The 23,289-nt window shown below is 71.4% G+C and carries 15 protein-coding genes; 11 read left to right on the top strand and 4 right to left on the bottom strand.

Annotated elements, in window-relative coordinates:
- Nucleotides 1–64: 64 nt before the first annotated feature.
- Complete coding sequence (locus tag ABZS71_RS02300) at nucleotides 65–1,519, bottom strand: M81 family metallopeptidase (RefSeq protein ID WP_356206877.1); 1,455 nt, start codon at nucleotides 1,517–1,519, stop codon at nucleotides 65–67.
- 391 nt (nucleotides 1,520–1,910) lie between these two features.
- Between ABZS71_RS02300 and ABZS71_RS02305 the strand changes: the two genes are divergently transcribed.
- The 3 genes from ABZS71_RS02305 (at nucleotide 1,911) to ABZS71_RS02315 (ending at nucleotide 7,687) form a co-directional block, all read left to right on the top strand.
- Entirely contained in the window at nucleotides 1,911–4,163 is a 2,253-nt protein-coding gene (locus ABZS71_RS02305; RefSeq protein WP_356206779.1) for an MMPL family transporter, read from the top strand.
- Between the two features lie 79 nt (nucleotides 4,164–4,242).
- Nucleotides 4,243–4,503 (top strand): hypothetical protein, encoded by a 261-nt coding sequence (locus tag ABZS71_RS02310; RefSeq protein WP_355847767.1) that lies wholly within the window; start codon nucleotides 4,243–4,245, stop codon nucleotides 4,501–4,503.
- Nucleotides 4,504–4,570: 67 nt separating this feature from the next.
- The gene (locus ABZS71_RS02315; RefSeq protein ID WP_356206782.1) at nucleotides 4,571–7,687 is read left to right on the top strand and encodes an AAA family ATPase; all 3,117 of its coding nucleotides are present in this window, start codon (nucleotides 4,571–4,573) and stop codon (nucleotides 7,685–7,687) included.
- An 82-nt stretch (nucleotides 7,688–7,769) separates the two neighbouring features.
- On the opposite strand, the gene ABZS71_RS02320 is transcribed toward ABZS71_RS02315, so the two are convergent.
- The 3 genes from ABZS71_RS02320 to ABZS71_RS02330 form a co-directional block, all read right to left on the bottom strand.
- Nucleotides 7,770–7,955 carry a DUF6191 domain-containing protein gene (locus ABZS71_RS02320; protein WP_355847771.1) on the bottom strand — a complete coding sequence of 62 codons (186 nt, stop codon included), beginning with the start codon at nucleotides 7,953–7,955 and terminating at the stop codon, nucleotides 7,770–7,772.
- A 108-nt stretch (nucleotides 7,956–8,063) separates the two neighbouring features.
- The gene (locus tag ABZS71_RS02325) at nucleotides 8,064–9,245 is read right to left on the bottom strand and encodes a PQQ-dependent sugar dehydrogenase (protein WP_356206785.1); all 1,182 of its coding nucleotides are present in this window, start codon (nucleotides 9,243–9,245) and stop codon (nucleotides 8,064–8,066) included.
- A 134-nt stretch (nucleotides 9,246–9,379) separates the two neighbouring features.
- A complete protein-coding gene (locus ABZS71_RS02330) occupies nucleotides 9,380–10,378 on the bottom strand; it encodes an aldo/keto reductase (protein ID WP_356206788.1) in 999 nt (332 codons plus the stop codon).
- 146 nt (nucleotides 10,379–10,524) lie between these two features.
- On the opposite strand from ABZS71_RS02330, the gene ABZS71_RS02335 reads away from it, so the two are divergent.
- The 8 genes from ABZS71_RS02335 to ABZS71_RS02370 all read left to right on the top strand — a co-directional run bounded on the left by ABZS71_RS02335 (nucleotide 10,525) and on the right by ABZS71_RS02370 (nucleotide 22,990).
- Nucleotides 10,525–11,451 carry a 2-hydroxyacid dehydrogenase gene (locus ABZS71_RS02335; protein ID WP_356206880.1) on the top strand — a complete coding sequence of 309 codons (927 nt, stop codon included), beginning with the start codon at nucleotides 10,525–10,527 and terminating at the stop codon, nucleotides 11,449–11,451.
- A 337-nt stretch (nucleotides 11,452–11,788) separates the two neighbouring features.
- Nucleotides 11,789–14,695 (top strand): EAL domain-containing protein, encoded by a 2,907-nt coding sequence (locus tag ABZS71_RS02340; protein ID WP_356206790.1) that lies wholly within the window; start codon nucleotides 11,789–11,791, stop codon nucleotides 14,693–14,695.
- Nucleotides 14,696–14,910: 215 nt separating this feature from the next.
- The gene (locus ABZS71_RS02345; RefSeq protein ID WP_356206793.1) at nucleotides 14,911–16,770 is read left to right on the top strand and encodes an acetolactate synthase large subunit; all 1,860 of its coding nucleotides are present in this window, start codon (nucleotides 14,911–14,913) and stop codon (nucleotides 16,768–16,770) included.
- A gap of 33 nt (nucleotides 16,771–16,803) precedes the next feature.
- Nucleotides 16,804–17,328, top strand: a complete 525-nt coding sequence (ilvN, locus tag ABZS71_RS02350; protein WP_355847789.1) for an acetolactate synthase small subunit — start codon at nucleotides 16,804–16,806, stop codon at nucleotides 17,326–17,328.
- Between the two features lie 147 nt (nucleotides 17,329–17,475).
- On the top strand, nucleotides 17,476–18,474 hold the full coding sequence (ilvC, locus tag ABZS71_RS02355) for a ketol-acid reductoisomerase (RefSeq protein ID WP_355847792.1): 999 nt from the start codon (nucleotides 17,476–17,478) through the stop codon (nucleotides 18,472–18,474).
- Between the two features lie 269 nt (nucleotides 18,475–18,743).
- Nucleotides 18,744–20,345, top strand: coding sequence for a phosphoglycerate dehydrogenase (gene serA, locus ABZS71_RS02360; RefSeq protein ID WP_355847795.1), 1,602 nt, complete (start codon nucleotides 18,744–18,746; stop codon nucleotides 20,343–20,345).
- Nucleotides 20,346–20,762: 417 nt separating this feature from the next.
- Nucleotides 20,763–21,464, top strand: a complete 702-nt coding sequence (locus tag ABZS71_RS02365; protein ID WP_356206797.1) for a helix-turn-helix domain-containing protein — start codon at nucleotides 20,763–20,765, stop codon at nucleotides 21,462–21,464.
- 35 nt (nucleotides 21,465–21,499) lie between these two features.
- A complete protein-coding gene (locus tag ABZS71_RS02370) occupies nucleotides 21,500–22,990 on the top strand; it encodes an MFS transporter (RefSeq protein WP_356206800.1) in 1,491 nt (496 codons plus the stop codon).
- Nucleotides 22,991–23,289 lie beyond the last annotated feature (299 nt).

Below are 23,289 nucleotides of genomic sequence, written 5' to 3' on the forward strand. Positions count from 1 at the left end.
CGGTACGGCGGCGGGGCGTGCCTCGGGCACGCCCCGCCGCCGTCGTTGTGGCCGAAGCCCCCCGTCACAGCAGAAGCGGATCCAGGTGCGGGACCTCGAACCCCTCGTCGTCGAAGGGGTACAGCGGCCGCTCCACCCGGTGGTGGCCGAGCCGCGGCAGGTCCTGGTCCACCCCGCCCGGCGTAAGGGCCAGCCGCCAGTCCGCCGCCATCTCGTACAGCTCCGGCTCCAGATAGCCGATCTTGACGACGACGAGGTCGTACGTCCGCGGGTCCAGTTCGCCGAAGTCGGCCAGGGTGTGGAACGGCTTGCGGCGGCTGACCAGGACCACCGTGACCCCGCCGCGGCGCACGGCGGCGAGGTCGCCGCCGACCGGGTCGTCCCGGCGCAGGGCGACCACCTCGCCGGTGAGGTCGTACGGACCGCCGTGGTCCGACGCGCTGATATGCCCGCCGACACGCAGGTTCACCGTCGCGCCCAGCCCGGCGGCGAAGCACTCCGCGACCGCCGCGGGGTCGGTGATGCCGGGGTGCAGGGCGGTGGCGCGGCCGGCGGCCAGGTCCTTGTTGGCCAGCAGCCGCCCGAGCACATAGGCGAGGTCCCCGGCGCCGCCGGCCGTCGGATTGTCGCCGGAGTCGCTGATCAGAAAGGGGCGGGCGGAGGAGGCGACGGCCTCGGCGATGCACTCGTCGGCGCTGCCGGTGGGGCCGACGAAGCCGAAGTCGCGGCGTACCTCCCAGTACTCGCGGGCGAGGGAACGGGCCTGCTCGACCGCGAGGACGGGGTCGTCGGCGGTCACGACCACCGCCGCCCGGCAGCGCGGCTCGTCCGCCCAGGCGTAGCCGACCCAGATCCCCGCGTCCACGACGCCGTCCATCGCCTCCACGGCGGCCAGCCGCCCGTACAGCGATCTGGCGGGCTCCAGGCGGGTGCTGGTCCTCTCGCCGGGCAGCAGCACCGGGATCTGGACCCAGGCGACATGCGGACGCCCCTTGCCGGGGGAGAGCCGCTCCACGAGCTTGCGGGCGGCGCGCTCGCGGGTCTCCCAGGCGTCCTCGTGCGGGGCGAGGCGGTGCGCGGTGATCAGATCGAGGCGGTCGGCGAACCGTCGGGAGACATTGCCGTGCGGATCCATGGCGGCGGAGATCAGCGCGTCGGGCCCGATCGCCTCCCGTACGGCCTCGGTCAGATCGCCCTCGGCGTCCTCCATGCCGATGACGCTCATCGCGCCGTGAATGTCGTAGACGAGCCCGTCGAGGGGGCCGTCCCGCCGTAGCCGTTCGATGAGCTCGGCCTTGATCCGGTCGTACGTATCGCGCTCGACCGGCCCGCCGGGGAGGGACTCGGCGTGGACGAGGGGCACCCACTCGACACGATCGCCGAGCCCGCCCTCGTCCCCCGTCCAGGCGTAGCGGCCCAGCAACTCATCGCCGCGCGTGACGCGGAAGTCGTCGTACGTGGTGCGGTGCGGACAGAAGGTGCTGGACTCGATGGCCATGCCACCGATCCCGATCCGCAGACGCCGCTCTCGGGGCGCCGCACCGCCGGCCGGGCTCCGGTCCGTCGCCGAACCGTCGGCGGGGCGGGGTGCGGTGGGGGCCATGCTGGAGGGTGCCCTTTCCTTCGATGCGGCGGCGGTCCGGTTCTGCCCACTGTATTCCGTTGCCGGACGAAGACCAGGTAACCGGTCGAAACCGGTGTGGAACCCCCGGTCGGTGCCTGGCCGGGCCGTCGGGGAGGATGTGGGTAACCCCACAAAGGGAAGGATGTGGGTAACCCCACAAAGGGGACAAAGGATCTTTTCGGGGTGGCAGAGTGCACAGGTCACAAGAAGGTCACGCGCTCGCCGTCACGGGCCCGGCTGTCCCCGAGGATCCATGCGAGACAGGCGCAATACCCGGAAAGCAACCATGGCCGCACTCGCCCGGTGGTGTCTCAGGCGCCGCATCGTCGTCATCGTGCTGTGGCTTGCCGTCTTCGCCGGGGTCGCCGCCGCGGCGGCCGTGACCGGCTCGGCGTACTCGAACAACTACGACATCCCGGGCACGGAGTCCTCGAAGGTCTCGGCCCTCCTGCAGAAACGATTCCCCGACCGGGCGGGCGACAGCGACACCCTCGTCTGGCACACCGCGGACGGCGCCGGAACTGTACGCTCCGCGGGCGTCGAGCACCGGATGACGGCGGCGCTGCGGCAAGTCGCGGAGCTGCCCGGCGTCGCCTCCGTGACCGGTCCGTACGGCACCGACGACACCAGCCGGATCAGCGCGGACCAGCACACCGCCTACGCCACCGTCGTCTTCCGGGAATCGGCACCCGACCTGGGCGAGGCCGAGGTGCGCCGGGTCCTGGACACCGCGCGCTCGGCCGCCACCGGGGCCGACGGCCTGAAGGTCGAGATGGGCGGCGCGGGCGCCGGGCTCACCGAGACGGCCGGATCGGCCCATCTCAGCGAGGCGATCGGCGTCGCCGTGGCCGCCGTCGTCCTCTTCCTCGCCTTCGGATCGCTCGCGGCGACCCTGCTGCCGATCGCCACCGCGCTCATCGGCGTCGGCACCGCCTACGCGGGCATCGGGCTGCTGGGCCACGCCATGACCGTCGCCGACTTCGCACCCATGCTCGGCATGCTGATCGGCCTCGGCGTCGGCATCGACTACGCGCTGTTCATCGTCACCCGGCACCGCACGGGGCTCCGGCAGGGGCTGCCGGTCGAACAGGCCGCACAGCGGGCGGTGGCCACCTCGGGCCGTGCGGTGGTCTTCGCGGGCGCGACCGTCTGTCTCGCGCTGCTCGGCATGCTCGTGCTGCGGCTGAGCTTCCTGAACGGTGTGGCGGTCGCGGCGGCACTCACGGTCGCCCTCACCGTCGCCGCCTCCCTCACCCTGCTCCCCGCGCTGCTCGGCCTGATCGGGATGAAGGCCCTGAGCCGGCGCGAGCGCGGACGGCTCGCCGAGCACGGGCCGCGCCCCAGCACGGCCCATGGTCTCGCCGCCTGCTGGGCGGCCCTGGTCGAGCGGAGGCCCAGGCTGCTGGCCGCTGCGGCGACCGTCGTCGTCGTGGCCCTCGCCCTGCCCACCGTCTCGCTCCGGCTGGGCACCTCCGACCAGGGCAACAACCCCTCGACCTCGACCACGAGACGGGCGTACGACCTGCTCGCCGAGGGGTTCGGACCAGGTTTCAACGGCCCGCTGACGCTGATAGGCAGCATCGACGGAGCCGGCGACCGTATGGCCTTCACCAAACTGCCCCGGACCCTGCGCACCACCGACGGCGTCGCCTCGGTGAGCGCCGCGGATCTCGGCGGCGGTGGCGACACCGGCGTCATCACGGTCGTCCCCACGACCGCCCCGCAGTCGCGGGCCACCTCCGAACTCGTTGGGAGGCTGCGCGCCGACGTCCTGCCCGCGGCCGAGGAGGGCAGCTCGCTGCGGGTGTATGTCGGCGGGCTGACCGCGGGCTACGACGACTTCGCCGCGGTGATCGTCGCCAAACTGCCGCTGTTCGTGGGGGTGGTGGTGGGCCTCGGCTGTGTCCTGCTGCTGCTCGCGTTCCGCAGCATCGGCATCCCGGTCAAGGCCGCGGCCATGAATGTGGCCGCCGTCGCGTCGTCCTTCGGTGTGGTCGTCGCGATCTTCCAATGGGGGTGGGGGAGCGAGCTGCTGGGGCTCGGCAGAGCGGGCCCGATCGAACCCTTCCTACCGGTGATCATGGTGTCGGTGCTCTTCGGACTCTCCATGGACTACCAGGTCTTCCTGATCAGCCGGATGTACGAGGAGTGGCAGCGCACCGGCGACAACCGGATCGCGGTCCGGGTCGGCCTCGCCGAGACCAGCCAAGTCATCAACTCCGCCGCCGTCATCATGATCGCTGTCTTCTCGGCGTTCGTGCTCAGCGGCGACCGGATCATCGCGATGTTCGGCATCGGGCTGGCCGCCGCCGTCGCCCTGGACGCCTTCGTCCTCCGTACGCTGCTGGTCCCCGCCCTGATGCATCTGCTCGGCCGCGCCAACTGGTGGCTGCCGGGCTGGCTCGAGCGCCGGCTGCCGCGGATCAGCATCGAGGCGGAACCGGTGCCGCTGCCCCTGCCGCGAGGGCACACGGCCGGATCCGAGCCCGCGGCGAGCCCGGACGCCGAGCCGGATACGGCACGGTCGCCCGTGCCCTAAGGCATCTCCCTAAGGCTCCTCAGCCCTCCGGCCCCGCGGCCTAAGGCCTCAGGACGAGCGAAGATCAGGCAGCCTCCCGATGTGCCGGGCCCCCCTTGGCGACGACAGTGGACGCATCGACAACCCCTCCGTCACCAGGGAGATCACGATGTTCCACTACGAGCTGCACCGCATCCGCGAGGCCGAACTGCTGCGTCAGGCCGAGCACCACCGGCTGGTCCGCGAGGCACGGGGCGACGAGGACGGCCGGTCCGCGGCGCACGCGTCCGGAGGGCGGGTGAAGCTGCGGCGGTGGCGCGACGGCCATCGCTCACCGCGGTCGTACGATACGGCCGCCTGACGACGGCGGCGCCGTGCTGCCCGTTCCGCTCTCCGCAAGCGGTGCCCGGTTGTCGGACCCCTGTGCGATGCTCAACGACGTGCACACGACGTCTGTCAGCCCGGTGTTCGTCGGCCGCACCGAGGAACTGGCCACCCTCACCCACGCGCTCGCCCGCGCCACCGCGGGCGAGCCGCAGGTGCTGCTGGTCGGCGGGGAGGCCGGGGTCGGCAAGACCCGGCTCGTCGACGAGTTCCTGGCCGCGGCGGTCGCCGGCGGGGCCGTCGCCGCCGTCGGCGGCTGTGTGGAAATCGGCGCCGACGGACTGCCGTTCGCGCCCGTCTCCACCGTGCTGCGCTCGCTGCGCCGCAAGCTCGGCCCCGAGCTGGACGGGGCCGCCGCCGGGCAGGAGGGCGAGCTGGCCCGGCTGCTGCCCGAGCTGGGCGAGACCGCCCGCGCGTCCCACGACGGGGACGGCCGGGCCCGGCTCTTCGAGCTCACCGTCCGGCTGCTGGAGCGGCTGGCCGCCGAGCGCACCCTCGTCGTCGTCATCGAGGATCTGCACTGGGCCGACCGCTCCACCCGCGAGCTGCTCGGCTATCTCTTCCGCTCCCTGCTCAGCGCCCGGCTGCTGGTCATCGCCACCTACCGCTCCGACGACATCCACCGCCGCCATCCGCTGCGCCCCTTCCTCGCCGAGACCGACCGGATGCGCGAGGTCTCCCGCATCGAGCTGTCCCGCTTCACCCGGGGCGAAGTGCGTGCGCAGATCGCCGGGATCAACGGGGCCGAGCCCGCGCGCGAGCTGGTCGACCGGATCTTCAAGCGCAGCGACGGCAACGCCTTCTTCGTCGAGGAGATCGCCCGCTCCATCAACGAGGGCTGCAGCAGCGGCCTCAGCGAATCGCTGCGCGATCTGCTGCTCGTGCGGGTCGAGGCGCTGCCCGAGGAGGCCCAGCGGGTGGTGCGGATCCTCGCCGAGGGCGGCTCCGCCGTCGAGTACGACCTGCTGCGCGCGGTCGCCCGGCTCGGCGAGGACGATCTGATCGACGCGCTGCGCTCCGCCGTCGGCGCCAACATCCTGCGCCCCACGGCCGACGACAGCGGCTACCGCTTCCGGCACGCCCTGGTGCGCGAGGCCGTCGTCGACGATCTGCTGCCCGGTGAGCGCTCCCGGCTCAACCGGCGCTTCGCCGAGACGCTCGAGGCCGAGCCCGCGCTGGTGCGGGCCGATGAGCGGGCCGCCCGGCTCGCCAGCTACTGGTATCACGCCCACGACCCCGCCAAGGCCCTGCCCGCCGTGCTCCAGGCGTCCGTCGAGGCGCGGCGGCGGTACGCCCACGCCGAGCAGCTGCGGCTGCTCGAGCGCGCCATGGAGCTGTGGGAGGACGTGCCCAAGGAGATACGCGAGGCGCAGCGCCCCGTCGACTACGCCGAGGTGTACCCCGCGTGCGGCTGCGAGGACGAGGCGCTGCGCCATCTCGACCTGCTCGCCGAGGTGGTGGTGGCCGCGCATATGTCCGGGCAGCGGGAGCGGGCGCTGACCGTCAGCAAGCGGGCGCTGCGGACACTGGACAAGAGCGGCGACGACCCGCTGCGGGCCGCCTGGTTCTGGACCCAGAAGGCCAAGCTGGTGGAGGGCCTGGCGCGGGGCGACGGCTGGAAGGAACTGGGGCGCGCCCAGGAACTGGTGCGCGGGCTGCCGCCGTCCGCCGTGCACGCGGAGGTCCTGGCGCAGGTGGCGGGCTGGACGATGACCCATCGGCCCGGCCCGCACGGCCTCGAAGTCGCCGAGCGGGCGGTGGAGCTGGCCCGGATGGTCGGCGCCGAGAGCACGGAGCTGCACGCCCGGCTGACCTTGGGCTACTTCACCGGTGACTCCGGCGACATCGAGCGCGGGCTGGCCGAGATGCGGGAGGTCTGCGCGCGGGCCGTGGCACTCGGCGACATCAGCGTGCTGGGCCGCTGCTACGTCAATCTCGCTTCCGCGCTGGAGGGGGTGGGCCGGTCGGGCGATGCGGTGGAGGTCGCCGAGGAGGGCGCCCGGGTGCTGGACCGCTTCGGTCTGGTCGACTCCCGGGCGTGGGTGTACGGGAACCAGTGCGAGTCGCTGTTCTCCCTGGGCCGCTGGGCCGAGTCGGAGGAGGCGGCCTTGACGACTCGGCGACTCGCCCTGGGCATCAAGCCGCGCGGCACCGCCTCCACGCGGCTCGCCGAGCTCGCGCTGGCGCGCGGCGACTGGCGCACCGCGGAGCGCGAACTGGCCACGGCCCGGGAGCACTACGGCAGCCATAACTCCGAGCCCCAGTACACCCTCCAGCTCGCGGGGTACGCCATCGAACTCGCGGCGGCGCGCGGCCGGATCCTGGACGTCCGGTCCGTGCTGGACCAGGCCCTGGAGGCCGGTTTCCCGCCCGGGATGCAGCGCTACGCCTGGCCGCTGCTCTACGCGGCGGCCGCGGCCGAATCGGCCGCCCGCGGCCTGCCCACGGCCGAGCCCGGCCGGGGCGAGGTGCTGGACCGCATCCGGGCGGCCGCCAAGCGGCTGCCGCAGCCCGTGCCGGTCTGGCGGGCCTACGCCGCGCTGCTCCACGCCGAACTGCTGCGCGCCGAGGGGCAGAACCGACCCGACCGCTGGGCCGAGGCCACGGCCGCCTTCGCGGCACTGGACCGCCCGTACCCGCTGACCCGCGCCCGCCACCGCTGGGCCGAGGCGCTGCTCGTCTCGGGTCCCGGCGCGGCGGACCCGGCCGGGCGCGAGCGATCAGCCGAGCTGATGGCCCAGGCATACACCGTGGCCGAGCGGCTGGGCGCGCGCCCGCTGCGCGAGGAGCTCGAGCTGCTGGCGCGGCGCGCCCGGCTGCCCCTGGCTCCGACCGGGACCGGCGCCGCGCTGACCGCCCCCGCGCCCGGCACCCCGGCGCTCCCCATGGCGCCCGGCTCCCCGGCCCCGGCTCCTGAAGCCGCCGACCCGGCCGAGGAGCTGGGTCTGACCCCCCGGGAGCGCGATGTGCTGCGGCTGGTCGCCGCGGGCCGCAGCAATCGGCAGATCGCCGAGGAGCTCTTCATCTCGCCGAAGACGGCGAGCGTCCATGTCTCCAACATCCTGGCCAAGTTGGGCGTCTCGGGCCGGGTGGAGGCGGCGGCGGTGGCCCACCGTCTGCGGCTGGTGGACGGTCTGGCGGATGGCGCGGTGGCGCGCTGACGGCGCCGCGGTGGCGCGCTGACCGGGTGGAGGCGCGCTTGACGGTGCGGTGCCGGGGTGCGGGGCGTGCCGGCGGACCGGGTCAGCCGCCTTCGCGGGGGCGGATCACCACATGGCCGGATTCCAGGTCTATGGGGCCCTTCCCCGGGTCGTTGCTGCCCACCTCGTCCAGCGTGACCTCCAGCCGGTTGCGCTCTTCGTCGGTGTGCTTGCGGCCGGGCGCGAACAGTTCCTCGATGAGGTTGAACAAGGCGACCCCCTGGGGCATGCGGCTCGTGCCAGTGTAGGCAGACCGCACGCAGAACGGGCGCTCCATGACATCTCCGGCGAACGCGGCGGCGGAACCGGCCCCGACGTCGGCCCGGTCGGCCCTCCCTCAGCGGATGTCGACCCGCAGAATGCGGTCGTCCTCCTTCCCCGGCTCACCGCGCCCGTCCGTATTGCTCGTCGTCACCCACAGCCCCCCGCCGTCCGCCACCACCACACTGCGCAGCCGCCCGTACTTCCCGGCCAGGAACGACTGCGGCTCGGCCACCGGCCGCTCGCCCTTCAGCGGAATCCGCCACAGCCGCTCCCCGCGCAGCGCCGCCATCCAGATCGAGCCCTTGGCGAACGCGATACCGCTCGGCGAGGCGTCCTTGGGCCTCCACTGCTCGACCGGATCGACGAAACCCTTCTTCCCGGCCCTGCCCTCGACTTCCGGCCAGCCGTAGTTCTTGCCCGGCTCCACCAGATTGAGCTCGTCCCAGGTGTCCTGGCCGAACTCGGACGCCCACAGCCGCTTGTCCGTGTCCCAGGCCAGACCCTGCACATTGCGGTGGCCGTAGGAATAGACCACCGAATCGGCGTCCGGATTGCCGTGCGCGGGCTCACCGTCCGGAGTCATCCGCAGGATCTTGCCGCCGAGGGAGTCCCTGTCCTGGGCGAGCCCGCGGTCACCGCCCTCACCCGTGCCCGCGTAGAGCATCTTGTCCGGCCCGAAGGCGATCCGGCCGCCGTTGTGGATGGTGCCCTTGGGGATGCCCTTGAGGATCGTGTCCGGCGCGCCCAACTGATCGCCCGCCGGGCGCTTGTCGTCGTACATCATCCGGGCGATGCGATTGTCCGAATCCGTGGTGAAGTACGCGTACACCATGTGGTCCGAGCCGAAGTCGGAGGAGACCGCCAGCCCCAGCAAACCGCCCTCACCCGCCGGGGAGACCCCGGGGACGGACCCCAGCTCGGTCTTCTTCCCGGTGTCCGCCGAGATCTTGAAGATCTTCCCGGTGTCCCGCGAGGACACCAGCAGATCCCCGCCGGGGAGCGGAGCCAGCCCCCACGGCGAGTTCAGCTTCGTGGTGAGCGTGCGCACCACCTTCGCCGCGCCCTTTCTGGGCGCCGCCGAGGCGGTGGCGGAGGGGGCGCCCGGCGAGGGGGAGATGCCCCCGGACCCCGACTTTCCGGGGGAGGGCGTCCGGGCGCCGGGGTTCACGATGCTGTCGCCGTCGGACGAGCAGCCCGCCACGAGCAACAGGGTGGCAGCGGCGGCGAGGACGGGGGTGAGGCGAGGACGTCGCACGGTCGGATTCCTCTCGATGGGCACATGTGCCGCGGCACGACACTGATTCTTATACACCGCGGCCCTCCGCCCGGTTCCCTCCCTCGTATCGGGCCCCCGACCCGATAGGGCCCGGTTGAACCGCATCGCAGGGCCTAGTCCCACGACCCCCGCGCCGGCGGCAGCTCCGCGATCTCCGCGAGGTCCTCGCGGGTCAGCATCACCCCGGCCGCCGCGCAGTTCTCCACCGCCCACCGCTCCCGCTTCGTCCCCGGCACGGGCACCACATGCGGCCCCTGCGCCAGCAGCCACGCCAGCGCCACCTGCGCCGCCGTCACCCTCTCCCCGTGCCGCCGGGCCACCCGCCGCAGACCGGCCACGATCGGCTGGTTCGCCGCCATCATCTCGGCCGTGAAACGCGGATGCCGGGCACGCATGTCCTCCGGTTCGAAGCCCTGACCCGGAGTCAGCGTCCCGCTCAGAAAGCCATTGCCGAGCGGCATCGCCGCCAGGAAGCCGACCCCGCGTGAGGCACACCACGGCACCAGCGCCTCCAGCGCCTCGGGCGACCACACCGACAGCTCCGCCTGCACACAGCTGACCGGAAACACCTGCTGCACCCGCTCCAGTTGGCGCACTGTCGCGTCGTGCATCCCGGCGCCCGCCCGCCGCTGCGCCCGCGCCCCCACGGCGCACAGCCCCAGCGCCCGTACCTTTCCGGCCGCGACCAGCTCGGCCATCGCGCCCCAGGTCTCCTCTATGGGCACCTCCGGATCGGCCCGGTGCAGCTGGTAGAGATCGATCACATCGGTCTGCAGCCGCCGCAGCGAGGCGTCGCACGCCCGCTTCACATAGCCGGGCCGCCCATTGGCCACGATGTGCTGCTCACCGACCAGCAGCCCGCACTTGGTGGAGACGAAGGCGTCCGCCCGCCGCTCCTTGAGCACCCGCCCCACGAGCAGCTCATTGGTGAAGGGCCCATACATATCGGCGGTGTCCAGCAGGCTCGCGCCCGAGTCGAGCGCGGCGTGCACGGCGCGCACCGAGTTCTCGCCGCTGCGCTGTGAAGCGGTGTATGCCCAGCTCATGGGCATGCACCCAAGGCCGATCGCGCCCACCTCGAGCGCCGCCGCTCCGATTGTCCTGCGCTCCACCTGGCCTGACCCCTCCCGTTCCCTCGCACCAAACTAACCTCTGCCGAGGGCCCGTGATCGCATAGCCTCCTGGCATGAGTGCAGATCACGGCGATACGTTCCGGCACCACGATTCGTCTCACGGCTCAGCCGGAGAGCGTCCCCTGGTGTGGCTGCCCATCCCGCCCGAGGAGATCGACGGCCTCCCCGGCGACCTCGAATACGCCCACTGGGACGGCGGTCCCGGCTTCCCCACCGACCCCGCCCGCTGCGTGTTCTACTGCGTTCCGTACATGAAGAGCGTGGAGGTGTGTGTCCGTCCGCTGTCCGCGATGACGAACCTGCGGGTCGTGCAGACCCTCACCGCCGGCATAGACCATATGAAGCCCGCACTCGCGGACCTCGCGCCCGGCGTGCGGCTGTGCAACGCGCGCGGGGTGCACGACGCGAGCACCGCCGAGTTGGCCCTGACCCTCATCCTCGCCTCGCTGCGCGGCGTCCCGGACTTCGTCCGCGGCCAGGACGCCGAGGAGTGGCGCTCCGGCTTCCGTCCGGCGCTCGCCGACAAGTCCGTCCTGATCGTCGGGTACGGGGCGATCGGCAGCGCGATCGAGGACCGGCTTGTGCCGTTTGAGTGCGAGCGGGTGGCGCGCGTCGCGCGCTCCCCGCGCACGACCGAGCGCGGCCTGGTGCATCCGATCGACGAACTGCCCCGACTGCTTCCGGACGCGGATGTGGTGGTGCTCGTCACGCCGCTCACCGAGACCACCCGCGGGCTGGCCGGGGCCGACTTCCTCGCGAGCATGAAGGACGGGGCCCTGCTGGTGAACGTCGCGCGCGGCCCGGTGGTGGACACTAAGGCGCTGCTCGCCGAGGTGGAGACGGGCCGGCTGCGCGCCGCGCTGGATGTGACCGACCCCGAACCACTGCCCGCCGGGCATCCGCTGTGGCACGCTCCAGGGGTGCTCATCACCCCGCATGTGGGCGGTCCCTCGTCGGCGTTCCTGCCGCGCGCCAAGCGGCTGTTGCGCGACCAGCTGACCCGTTTCACGAACGGCGAGTCGCTGCGACATCTCGTCGCGACGACGGGGTAGACATGCCTCTGGCACCACATACAGGCACCGAATGACTCCACTCCGTATATACAACGGCGTAGTCGGTTACGGTACGTAGATGACCTATGTCCCTGAGTGACCAGTCTGGTGTATCGTCCCGAGCGGGGGCTGCGCCACTGACCTGACGGCGTCAGCGATGGACCGGAACTCGAGGGGGGCGACGGGCGATGTATGGCCGATGGACCAACGACCCGACGCAGCTCAGGCGTCGACCGCGACATTTCCGCGCAGCCGCGAGGCTCTCCGACTCGATGAGGCCCTCGGGGATACGGCTCCCGGGGCGGACGTGGTCCTCCGCGCAGTGGATGGACGTCCAGTGAGTGCCACCGGAGCGGTGCTCGCCCGGCCGTCGGTGTCCGGCGGCGGGGCGGGGCTGCTGCCGCAAGTGGTCCTGGCCCTGGTCTGCGGCGGTTATGCGGCGGGCGCGGTCCTCGGCTGGGGATCGCCCGAACTGGCCGTCTGTATGGGTGACTTCGGTCTGAGCGCCGCGGCCCTCGCCGCCGCCGCGTCCTGTCTGTGGCACGGCCGCAGGCACGCGGGGCGGATGCGCCCGGCCTGGCTGCTGTTCGCGGCCTCCTCCGCCATGGCGGCGCTGGGGAACGGCGTATGGGGCTGGTACGAGGTGGTGCTCGGCCGCACCGTGCCGTCCCCCTCGCCCGCCGACTTCTGCTTCCTGCTCTTCGCCCCGCCCGCCATCGTCGGCATGCTGGTGCTCGCCAAGCGCCCGACGACCCGGGCGCGGTGGATCTGCCTGGGGCTGGACGCCTGGCTGATCGCCGGATCGCTGGTGACCCTGTCCTGGAGCCTCGCGCTCGCGCACACCGGCCAGTTCGGCGGCCACGGCGAGTCAGTGGCCCGCAGGGCCTTCTCGCTCGCCTATCCGCTGCTGGACATCGTGCTGGTCAGCATGGTGATCGTGCTGCACTTCCGGCGCTCGTCCGCCAACCGCTCCGCGATCAACACGGCGATCGCCGCCTTCGCGCTGACCGTGCTGTGCGACGCGCTGTTCACCTCGCCGCTGCTGCGCGAGCACTACCGCTCGGGGCAGATTCTGGACGCCGGGTGGTTCGCCGGTTCGATGCTGCTGGCGTACGCCCCGTGGGTGGCCCGGCGTGAGGCCGCCGAGACCCCGCCGCCGGTACGCCGTTCCATGCAGCCGAGCCGCCCCATCGCGGGGTCGCTCGGCGCGCTCGCGCCGTATCTCGCCGCCGCCGTCTGCACCCTGGGGATCCTGTTCAACGTGATGGACGGCCGGCCGATCGACGGCGTGGTGCTCTTCACCGCGTGCGCGGTCGTGCTCGCCCTCGTCGTCCGCCAGGCCATCATGCTGATGGACAACATCGCGCTCACCCAGGAGCTGGCGCACAAGGAGAGCTACTTCCGCTCCTTGGTGCAGAGCTCCAGCGATGTGATCATGATCGCCGCGCCCACCGGGATCCTTCGGTACGTCAGCCCGGCCGCCTCCGGCGTCTACGGCCGCGACGCGGACGAGTTGGAGGGATCCGAGCTGGCCTCCCTCATTCACCCCGAGGACCTCGGGCCGGTCGTCCACGAGGTCCGCCGGTTCCTGGCCGCCTCGCCGGGGGAGGAGCCCACTACGCGCATCGAGTGCCGCTTCCGTTCCGGCTCCGGCGACTGGCTCAACGTGGAGTCGACGATCAACCGTCACCAGGGCGGGCTGATCTTCAACAGCCGCGATGTCACCGAGCGGGTGCGGCTCCAGGCCCAGCTCCAGCACAACGCCGAGCACGACCCGCTCACCGACCTGCCCAACCGCGCCCTGTTCACCAAGCGGGTCCGGCACGCGGTCGGTGGCCGGCGCCGTACCGACGCGGGCACCGCCGTGCTCTTCATCGACCTCGACGGGTTCAAGGCCGTCAATGACACGGTCGGCCACCAGGCGGGCGACGAGCTGTTGGTCCAGGCCGCCCGCCGGCTACAGGAGTCCGTGCGGTCCGGGTCGGGCGACTGCGCGGCCCGGCTCGGGGGTGATGAGTTCGCCGCCCTGATCGTCGGCGACGGCGACGGGGACTCCGGCGCCCGTGAGTGCCGCATCATGGACATCGCCGACCGGCTGCGGGTCAGGCTCTCCCAGCCCTACCGGGTCGAGGGTGGCACCGAGGTGCGGGTGGCCGCCAGCATCGGCGTCGCCTTCGCCGAGCCCGGTATCAGCCCCGGCGCCCTGATGCGCAACGCGGATCTGGCGATGTACCGCGCCAAGGCCGCGGGCAAGAACCGTGTCGAGCTCTACGCACCGCAGATGCAGGCGGAGGTGGCCCGTCGCGCCGAGGTCGCGACGAGGCTGCGCGCCGCCCTGCACGACGGTGAGTTCGTGCTGCTGCACCAGCCCGTCGTGGAGCTCGCGAGCGGCCGTATTACGGCGGTCGCGGCGCAGGCCCGCTGGCGCTCGGCCCAGGGCATCCTGTTCACCCCAGCCGAGTTCCTCCGGGTCGCGGACAACGGCCGTGGCGGCGGCGAGGACACGGCCCGCACCGCCGAGCTGGCCCGCTGGATGCTGGAGGCGGCCGTCGAACAGGCCGCCCAGCGCCGCCGGGACGGGCACCCCGTGCCCGTATGCGTACGCCTGCCCGCCAGCCGCCTGGTGGACAAGTCCATGCCGCCCAAGGCCGTCGAGACCCTGCTCGCCCGGCACGGGCTGCCGTCCGGCGCGCTGATCCTGGAGCTGACCGACAGTGATCCACGGGTGCCGCTCGACGAGCTGGAGCACCGGCTCGGCGCGCTGCGCCGTCTGGGGGTGCGTATCGCCCTCGACGGCTTCGGCAGCGGCTATGCCGCGATCAGGTCGCTGCGCAGGCTTCCCATCGATGTGCTGAAGCTGGACCCCGGGCTGGTCGAGGGGGTTGTCGAGTCATCCCGGCTCCACAAGATCACCGCGGGGCTGCTGCGGATCGCGGGTGATCTCGGCATGCAGTCCATCGCGGAGGGGGTCGACCTCCCCGAGCAGATCGTCACCCTGCGCGGTATGGGCTGCACCCATGCCCAGGGGATGGCCTTCAGCGGGCCGCTGGATGAGCACCGGCTGCGCCGGGCCCTGGCCCGCGGTGGCTATCCGGTGCCGCGCTCGGACGCACCGGTGCTGGTCGGGAGCGCGCTCCCGGCCCGCTACGGCGGGCACGGCGGCACCCATGGACCGCGCCGTACGGAGCCGCATACCCATCCACCGACCCGCTCAAATACTGAGACGCCTGTCCCACCCACTTGACACTCGACATGCGCCGGGGGGAGGGTCAGAGCCATGCGCACCCGAATTCTCGTAATTGGACAGCGCGTCGGCTGAGCAGGGTCTCCATGAAGCCCTGCGGACCCTCACCGGCGCGCTCCCCTCGCTTGCCTCCTGGCACGAGGGGTTTTTTGTTGCACTGACGCCTTGTGCACCGCCCTCTCCCTCCCGCACAGAACCTCATCTTCGAGAAGAGAATGCCGATGACCGAGCAGGCCACCGGGGCCCACCATCCCCAGCCTCGGCCCCGTAACGGCGGACCGCAGTCCGCCCCCGTCGAGCACGTCACGGGCGCGCAGTCCCTCATCCGCTCGCTCGAGGAGGTGGGCGCCGACACCGTGTTCGGCATTCCCGGCGGCGCGATCCTCCCCGCGTACGACCCGATGATGGACTCCTCGAAGGTCCGGCATGTGCTCGTCCGCCATGAGCAGGGCGCGGGCCACGCCGCCACCGGTTACGCACAGGCCACGGGCAAGGTCGGGGTCTGCATGGCGACCTCGGGTCCCGGTGCCACCAACCTGGTCACCCCGATCGCCGACGCCCATATGGACTCGGTCCCGATCGTCGCGATCACCGGTCAGGTGGCCTCCAAGGCGATCGGTACGGACGCCTTCCAGGAGGCGGACATCTGCGGCATCACGATGCCGATCACCAAGCACAATTTCCTGGTCACCAAGGCCGAGGACATCCCGCGGACGATCGCCGAGGCGTTCCATATCGCCGCCACCGGCCGCCCCGGCCCGGTCCTGGTCGACATCGCCAAGGACGCCCTCCAGGCCAGGACCACCTTCTCGTGGCCGCCGCAGACCGACCTCCCGGGCTACCGCCCGGTCACCAAGCCGCACGCCAAGCAGATCCGCGAGGCCGCCCGCCTGCTCACCCAGGCCGAGCGCCCGGTGCTGTACGTGGGCGGCGGCGTCCTCAAGGCGCAGGCCACCGCGGAGCTGAAGGTCCTGGCCGAGCTGACCGGGGCGCCGGTCACCACCACCCTCATGGCGCTCGGTGCCTTTCCCGACAGCCACCGTCTCCACCTCGGCATGCCGGGCATGCACGGCACCGTCGCCGCCGTCACCGCCCTCCAGAAGGCGGATCTGATCGTGGCGCTGGGCGCGCGCTTCGACGACCGGGTCACCGGCAAGCTGGACTCCTTCGCTCCGCACGCCAAGATCGTGCACGCGGACATCGACCCGGCCGAGATCGGCAAGAACCGTGCCGCCGATGTGCCGATCGTCGGTGACGCCCGCGAGGTCATCGCGGATCTGGTCGTCGCGGTCCAGGCCGAGCACGAAGCGGGCCAGGTCGGCGACTACACCGACTGGTGGGAGGACCTGGGCCGGTGGCGCGAGACCTACCCGCTCGGCTATGACCAGCCCGAGGACGGCAGCCTCTCCCCGCAGCAGGTCATCCAGCGGATCGGGCAGCTGGCGCCGGAGGGCACCATCTTCGCGGCAGGCGTCGGCCAGCACCAGATGTGGGCCGCCCACTTCATCGAGTACGAGACCCCCGCCACCTGGCTGAACTCGGGCGGCGCCGGCACCATGGGCTACGCCGTCCCGGCCGCCATGGGCGCCAAGGCCGGCGTGGCCGGCCGGACGGTCTGGGCGATCGACGGCGACGGCTGCTTCCAGATGACCAATCAGGAGCTGGCCACCTGCGCGCTGAACAACATCCCGATCAAGGTCGCGATCATCAACAACGGCGCCCTGGGCATGGTCCGCCAGTGGCAGACCCTCTTCTACAACCAGCGCTACTCCAACACCGTGCTGCACTCCGGCCCCGACGCGCAGGGGACCCAGCCGAACGCGGGCACCCGCGTCCCCGACTTCGTGAAGCTCTCGGAGGCCATGGGCTGCGTGGGGCTGCGCTGCGAGGACCCGGCCGACCTCGACGCCATCATCGAGAAGGCCAACTCGATCAACGACCGGCCGGTCGTCGTGGACTTCATCGTCCATGAGGACGCCATGGTCTGGCCGATGGTCGCGGCCGGCACCTCCAACGACGAGATCCTGGCGGCACGCGACACCCGCCCGGACTTCGGCGACAGCGAAGACGACTGAGGCCAGGACCGAGAGAGAAGAGAGACCGAGCCCATGTCCAAGCACACGCTCTCCGTCCTGGTGGAGAACACCCCCGGCATCCTCGCCCGGATCGCCGCCCTGTTCTCCCGCCGAGGCTTCAACATCGACTCGCTCGCCGTCGGCGTCACCGAGCACCCCGACATCTCCCGGATCACCATCGTGGTCAATGTCGAGGAGCTGCCCCTGGAGCAGGTCACCAAGCAGCTCAACAAGCTCGTCAACGTCCTGAAGATCGTCGAGCTGGAGGACGGCGCGGCGATCCAGCGGGAGCTCATCCTGGTGAAGGTCCGCGCCGACAACGCGACCCGCTCCCAGATCGTCGAGATCGTCCAGCTGTTCCGGGCCAAGACCGTGGACGTCTCCCCGGAGGCCGTGACCATCGAGGCCACCGGCGGCAGCGACAAGCTCGAAGCCATGCTCAAGATGCTGGAACCGTATGGCATCAAGGAGCTGGTGCAGTCCGGCACCATCGCCATAGGGCGCGGTGCCCGCTCCATCACCGACCGGAGCCTGCGCGCACTCGACCGGTCCGCCTGACCCTCCCCCCAGCTGACCGCTGGGAGGTACCCCCTGCCTGCGGCGGCGCGAGACACGCGCCGGACCGCATGGCGAGACCCCGAAACCTTCACCCGCCCGCCCGTCATACGGTGGGAAGCACAACCCACACGCTAGGAGATTCCCGAAGTGGCCGAGCTGTTCTACGACGACGACGCAGACCTGTCCATCATCCAGGGCCGTAAGGTCGCAATCCTCGGCTATGGCAGCCAGGGTCATGCCCATGCGCTGTCGCTGCGCGACTCGGGCGTCGACGTCCGGGTCGGCCTGCACGAGGGCTCGAAGTCCAAGGCCAAGGCCGAGGAGCAGGGCCTGCGTGTCGTCACCCCGGCCGAGGCGGCCGCCGAGGCGGACGTGATCATGATCCTGGTTCCGGACCCGATCCAGGCCAAGGTCTACGAGGAGTCCGTGAAGGACAACCTGAAGGACGGCGACGCGCTGTTCTTCGGCCACGGCCTCAACATCCGCTTCGACTTCATCAAGCCCCCGGCCCATGTGGACGTCTGCATGGTCGCCCCCAAGGGTCCGGGCCACCTGGTCCGCCGCCAGTACGAGGAGGGCCGCGGCGTGCCGTGCATCGCGGCCGTCGAGCAGGACGCCACCGGCAACGCCTTCCCGCTCGCCCTGTCGTACGCCAAGGGCATCGGCGGCACCCGCGCCGGCGTCATCAAGACCACCTTCACCGAGGAGACCGAGACCGACCTCTTCGGTGAGCAGGCGGTCCTGTGCGGCGGCACCGCGGCGCTGGTCAAGGCCGGGTTCGAGACCCTGACCGAGGCCGGTTACCAGCCGGAGATCGCGTACTTCGAGTGCCTCCACGAGCTGAAGCTGATCGTGGACCTGATGTACGAGGGCGGCCTGGAGAAGATGCGCTGGTCGATCTCCGAGACCGCCGAGTGGGGCGACTACGTCTCCGGTCCGCGGATCATCAACGAGTCCACCAAGGCCGAGATGAAGAAGATCCTCGGCGAGATCCAGGACGGCACCTTCGCCAAGAACTGGATGGCGGAGTACAACGCCGGTCTGCCGAAGTACAACGAGCTGAAGAAGGCGGACGAGAACCACCTGCTGGAGACCACCGGCAAGGAGCTGCGCAAGCTCATGAGCTGGGTCGACGACGAGGCGTAAGCGCCTGGTGGCGCGGGCGGCCGTGCCCCGGCTGTGGCGGGGGTTCCCTGAACCCTCGCCACACCCGGTTGGCGGTGTCCACCGTGTCACACCACGTGCGGGTGATCCTGCCGCATTGGCGCAATACGCACGCCCGACCGCCACTACACTCATCTGCAACAAGCGCGTCAGGCTCACAGCGTCGTGCGTCTTCCACGCGGCTGACCCCTTCACCGCCAGCGGCCGTCGGGACGGCCGTCCGCTGAGGACTAGTGAGGACTGAAGACCACGTGAGCACTGCTTCCACGGGTAAACCCGTCGTACTCATCGCCGAAGAGCTGTCGCCGGCCACCGTCGACGCCCTGGGCCCGGACTTCGAGATCCGGAGCTGCAACGGCGCGGACCGAGCCGAGCTGCTCCCCGCCCTCGCCGATGTGGACGCGATCCTCGTCCGCAGCGCGACGAAGGTAGACGCCGAGGCCATCGCCGCGGCGAAGAAGCTGAAGGTGGTCGCTCGCGCGGGCGTCGGCCTGGACAATGTGGATGTCTCCGCCGCCACCAAGGCGGGCGTCATGGTCGTCAACGCGCCGACGTCCAACATCGTCACCGCCGCCGAGCTCGCCTGCGGTCTGCTGGTGGCCACGGCCCGCAATATCCCCCAGGCCAACGCCGCGCTGAAGAACGGCGAGTGGAAGCGCAGCAAGTACACCGGCGTGGAGCTCAGCGAGAAGACCCTGGGCGTCGTGGGCCTCGGCCGCATCGGCGTCCTGGTGGCCCAGCGGATGTCCGCGTTCGGGATGAAGATCGTCGCGTACGACCCGTATGTACAGCCCGCGCGCGCCGCCCAGATGGGCGTCAAGCTGCTCTCGCTGGACGAGCTGCTCGAGGTCTCGGACTTCATCACGGTCCACCTCCCCAGGACCCCCGAGACGGTCGGCCTGATCGGCGACGAGGCGCTGCGCAAGGTCAAGCCGGAGGTCCGGATCGTCAACGCGGCCCGCGGCGGCATCGTGGACGAGCAGGCGCTGGCCGCGGCGCTCAAGGAGGGCCGGGTCGCCGCCGCCGGTCTGGACGTCTTCTCCAAGGAGCCGTGCACCGACTCCCCGCTGTTCGAGTTCGACAATGTGGTCGTCACCCCGCACCTGGGCGCCTCCACCGGTGAGGCCCAGGAGAAGGCGGGCATCGCGGTCGCCCGCTCGGTGCGGCTCGCGCTGGCCGGCGAGCTGGTGCCGGACGCGGTGAATGTGCAGGGCGGTGTCATCGCCGAGGACGTACGTCCCGGGCTGCCGCTGGCCGAGCGGCTCGGCCGGATCTTCACCGCGCTCGCGGGCGAGGTCGCGGTCCGGCTCGACGTCGAGGTGTACGGCGAGATCACCCAGCACGATGTCAAGGTGCTGGAGCTCTCGGCGCTCAAGGGTGTCTTCGAGGACATCGTCGACGAGACCGTCTCGTATGTGAACGCCCCGCTGTTCGCGCAGGAGCGCGGTGTCGAGGTGCGGCTGACCACCAGCTCGGAGTCCACGGAGCACCGCAATGTCGTCACCGTGCGCGGCACCCTGGCCGACGGGGAAGAGGTCTCGATCTCCGGCACCCTGGCCGGTCCCAAGCACCTTCAGAAGATCGTCGCGGTCGGTGAGTACGACGTCGATCTGGCGCTCGCCGACCACATGGCCTTCCTCCGCTACACCGACCGCCCGGGCGTGGTCGGCACGCTCGGCCGCATCCTGGGCGAGGCGGGCATCAACATCGCGGGCATGCAGGTCTCGCGTGCGGCGGCGGGCGGCGCGGCTCTGGTGGCGCTGACCGTGGATGACACGATTCCGCAGCCCGTGCTCACCGAGATCGCCGAGGAGATCGGCGCCACCTCGGCCCGGTCGGTCAATCTGGTCTGATCCGGCTGTCGTACGGACGCACTGGGCCCGGCCCCCGCTTCGGCGTGGGCCGGGCCCCCCTTTTTTGAGGCTCGGTTCGCCTCCGGGGCGCTCAAGCCACTGTCGACGGTCGACCGTGCTCGGCCCCTCGTTCCTCGGGGCCTCCGCGCGCTCTCCCTTACGACAGCGGCGCGCCCCTTCGGCTCACTCGCCGAGGGGCCTCCGCATACCGGATGGGAGCCCGAGGGCCTCCGCGCGCTCTCCCTTTCGACGGCGGCGCGCCCCTTCGGCTCACTCGGCCGGCCGATGTCCGAGGGAGGGACCGAGGGGGTTCCTGATTCTTTTCATCACGTGTTGAATAATGCGGGCGGGCTCGCTACGCTCTGAGCTATGTGGAGAAAAATTCTCCACATAGCACGTCGTTTTCCAGGAGCCCCCGTGTCCGCTGACACAGCCGCTGACGAGCCCCCGTCGCCCCGTATGCGCGCCGACGCGCGGCGCAACCGCGAGCGGATCCTGCGAGCCGCCCGTGAGGTCTTCGTCGACGAGGGGCCGGACGCCCCGCTCGACGAGATCGCCCGGCGCGCCGGAGTCGGCATCGCCACCCTCTACCGGCGCTTTCCGCAGCGCGCCGACCTCTTCCGGGGCGTGGCCGTCGAGGTCCTCACCGCGCTGGTCGAGGCCGCGAACCAGGCCATCGCCGCCGAAGGCGACGCCCTCGACGCGCTGCGCCGCTTTATGCACAGCGCCCTCGATCTCAAGATCGGCTCGGTGATGCCCTCGCTGCTGGGCCGGATCAGCCTCGACGAGATCCTCGACGACGTACGCGGCGATGCCGTGGACCCGATCGACGCGCTGCTCGTCTGCGCCCAGGCGGACGGCCTGGTCCGGCTCGATGTCGTCTTCGGCGACATCACGCTGATGATCATGCGGCTGTCGCGGCCGCTGCCCGGCGGTGGCGGGTTCCCGGACGACGAGGCCCTCGCCCACCGCCAGCTCGATCTGTACGTGGACGGGCTGCGTCCCGCCGGCTCCACCCGGCCCAACACTCTGCTCACCGGCCCCGCCATGGACGCCACCGCGTTCAAGCGCCTCAGGAAGCGAGTGATCGGCAACGCTCCCCCCGTCGAGACCGACTGACGTCCCCCGTGTACGGCCCCGAGAAAGGCACCATCATGTCCCAGCGCTCCGGTACCCAGCCCGAGGCCAACTCTCGACGCTGGCTCGCCCTCCTCTTCATCGGCCTGGCCCAGCTGATGATCGTCCTCGACATCACCATCGTGAACATCGCCCTGCCGTCGGCCCAGAAGGACCTCGGCATCTCCAACGGCGACCGCCAGTGGGTCATCACCGCCTACACCCTGGCGTTCGGCAGTCTGCTGCTCCTCGGCGGCCGGATCGCCGACTACACCGGCCGTAGGCGCGCCTTCCTCATCGGTCTGTTCGGCTTCGCCGGAGCCTCCGCGCTCGGCGGCGCGGCCTCCGGCTTCGAGGTGCTGCTCTCGGCCCGTGCCCTGCAGGGCGGATTCGCCGCGCTGCTCGCCCCCTCGGCGCTGTCCCTGCTCACCGTGAGCTTCACCGAGGCGCGTGAGCGCGCCAAGGCGTTCGGGATCTACGGCGCCATCGCCGCGGGCGGCGGTGCGATCGGCCTGGTCGTGGGCGGGCTGCTGACCGAGTACCTCGACTGGCGCTGGTGCCTGTACGTCAATGTGCCGATCGCCGCGATAGCCGCCTTCGGCTGGTCCGTGCTGCCGCGCGACACCCGCTCCGAAGGCCGCGCCCGCTTCGACATCCCCGGAGTGCTGCTGGCCGTGACCGGTCTGGTAGCGGTGGTCTACGGATGCAGTGAGGCCGAGTCCGAGGGCTGGGACTCCCGGCTGGTGATCGGTCTGCTCGTCCTGGGCGCGGTGCTGCTCCTCGCCTTCGTCATGGTCGAGCGGAGTGTCGCCCGGCCGCTGCTGCCGCTGCGCGTCATCGCGGACCGCACCCGGGGCAGCGCCTATCTGGCGGTCGGCCTCTCGGTGGTCGGCATGTTCGCGATGTTCCTGTTCCTCACGTACTACATGCAGATCGTCAAGGGGTACTCGGCGCTGGTCACCGGTGTGGCCTTCCTGCCGATGACCGCGTCGGTGCTGGCCGGCGCGGGCGGCCTCGCCTCACGCCTCATCCCCAAGGTGCCGCCGCGGCTCCTGGTGGCGCCCGGTCTGCTCATCGCGGCCACCGGTGTGGCGCTGCTGATCCCCCTGGACGTCGACAGCTCGTACGCGGCGGGCGTACTGCCGGCCGAGATCCTCGTCGGCTTCGGCATGGGCCTGGTGATGGCGCCCTCGATGAACTACGCGACCCACGGGGTCCAGGAGCAGGACGCGGGTGTCGCCTCCGCGACCGTCAACACCGCGCAGCAGATCGGCGGTTCGATCGGTACGGCACTGCTCAACACCATCGCCACCAGCACGACCTCCGACTACATGGCCGCGCACGCCCACCGGATGACGCCGCAGACGGCCAAGGCCGGTCTGGTCGAGGGCTTTTCGGACGGCTTCGTCTGGTCGTCCACGATCCTCGCGGGGGCGGCGGTCCTCGTGGCGCTCCTGATGAACGCACCGCGCCCCGCGCGGGAGCCGGGCGCGCAGGACGTGAAGTCGCTGCCGGTGCATATGGGCTGACGGCTTCCCGGCCGCTGTCCCGTGGCCCTTTCGCTCCGGAGCCGGAGCCGAAGGGCCACGACCGCTTCCCGGGGCCGGCTAGCCCGCCATCCCGTACGCGTGGGAGGCGCCGCCGCAGTCGCGGTGGGGGATCCGATAGGTGACCAGGACGGGGAGCTGGCCCTTGGCGGAGCGGTGGAGGTGACCTTACGGACGTCCTCGGTGACGGTGGCGGGGGAGTACCGGGAGAACCAGAGGGTCTGTGGCCGGCCGGCGATCCGTGAGGCGATGCGCGGCTGCCGGGAGTCGCCCGGGTTGGC

Origin of the sequence: Streptomyces sp. NPDC005393, assembly GCF_040606675.1 — a bacterium.
Lineage (GTDB): Bacteria > Actinomycetota > Actinomycetes > Streptomycetales > Streptomycetaceae > Streptomyces.

What these genes read in the sequence shown, in the direction of transcription:
- ABZS71_RS02305 (WP_356206779.1), top strand. Translation starts at nt 1,911, where the DNA reads ATGGCCGCACTCGCCCGGTGGTGTCTCAGGCGCCGCATCGTCGTCATC.
- ABZS71_RS02310 (WP_355847767.1), top strand. Translation starts at nt 4,243, where the DNA reads ATGTGCCGGGCCCCCCTTGGCGACGACAGTGGACGCATCGACAACCCC.
- ABZS71_RS02315 (WP_356206782.1), top strand. Translation starts at nt 4,571, where the DNA reads ATGCTCAACGACGTGCACACGACGTCTGTCAGCCCGGTGTTCGTCGGC.
- ABZS71_RS02320 (WP_355847771.1), bottom strand. Translation starts at nt 7,955, where the DNA reads ATGCCCCAGGGGGTCGCCTTGTTCAACCTCATCGAGGAACTGTTCGCG.
- ABZS71_RS02345 (WP_356206793.1), top strand. Translation starts at nt 14,911, where the DNA reads ATGCCGATGACCGAGCAGGCCACCGGGGCCCACCATCCCCAGCCTCGG.
- ilvN (WP_355847789.1), top strand. Translation starts at nt 16,804, where the DNA reads ATGTCCAAGCACACGCTCTCCGTCCTGGTGGAGAACACCCCCGGCATC.
- ABZS71_RS02370 (WP_356206800.1), top strand. Translation starts at nt 21,500, where the DNA reads ATGTCCCAGCGCTCCGGTACCCAGCCCGAGGCCAACTCTCGACGCTGG.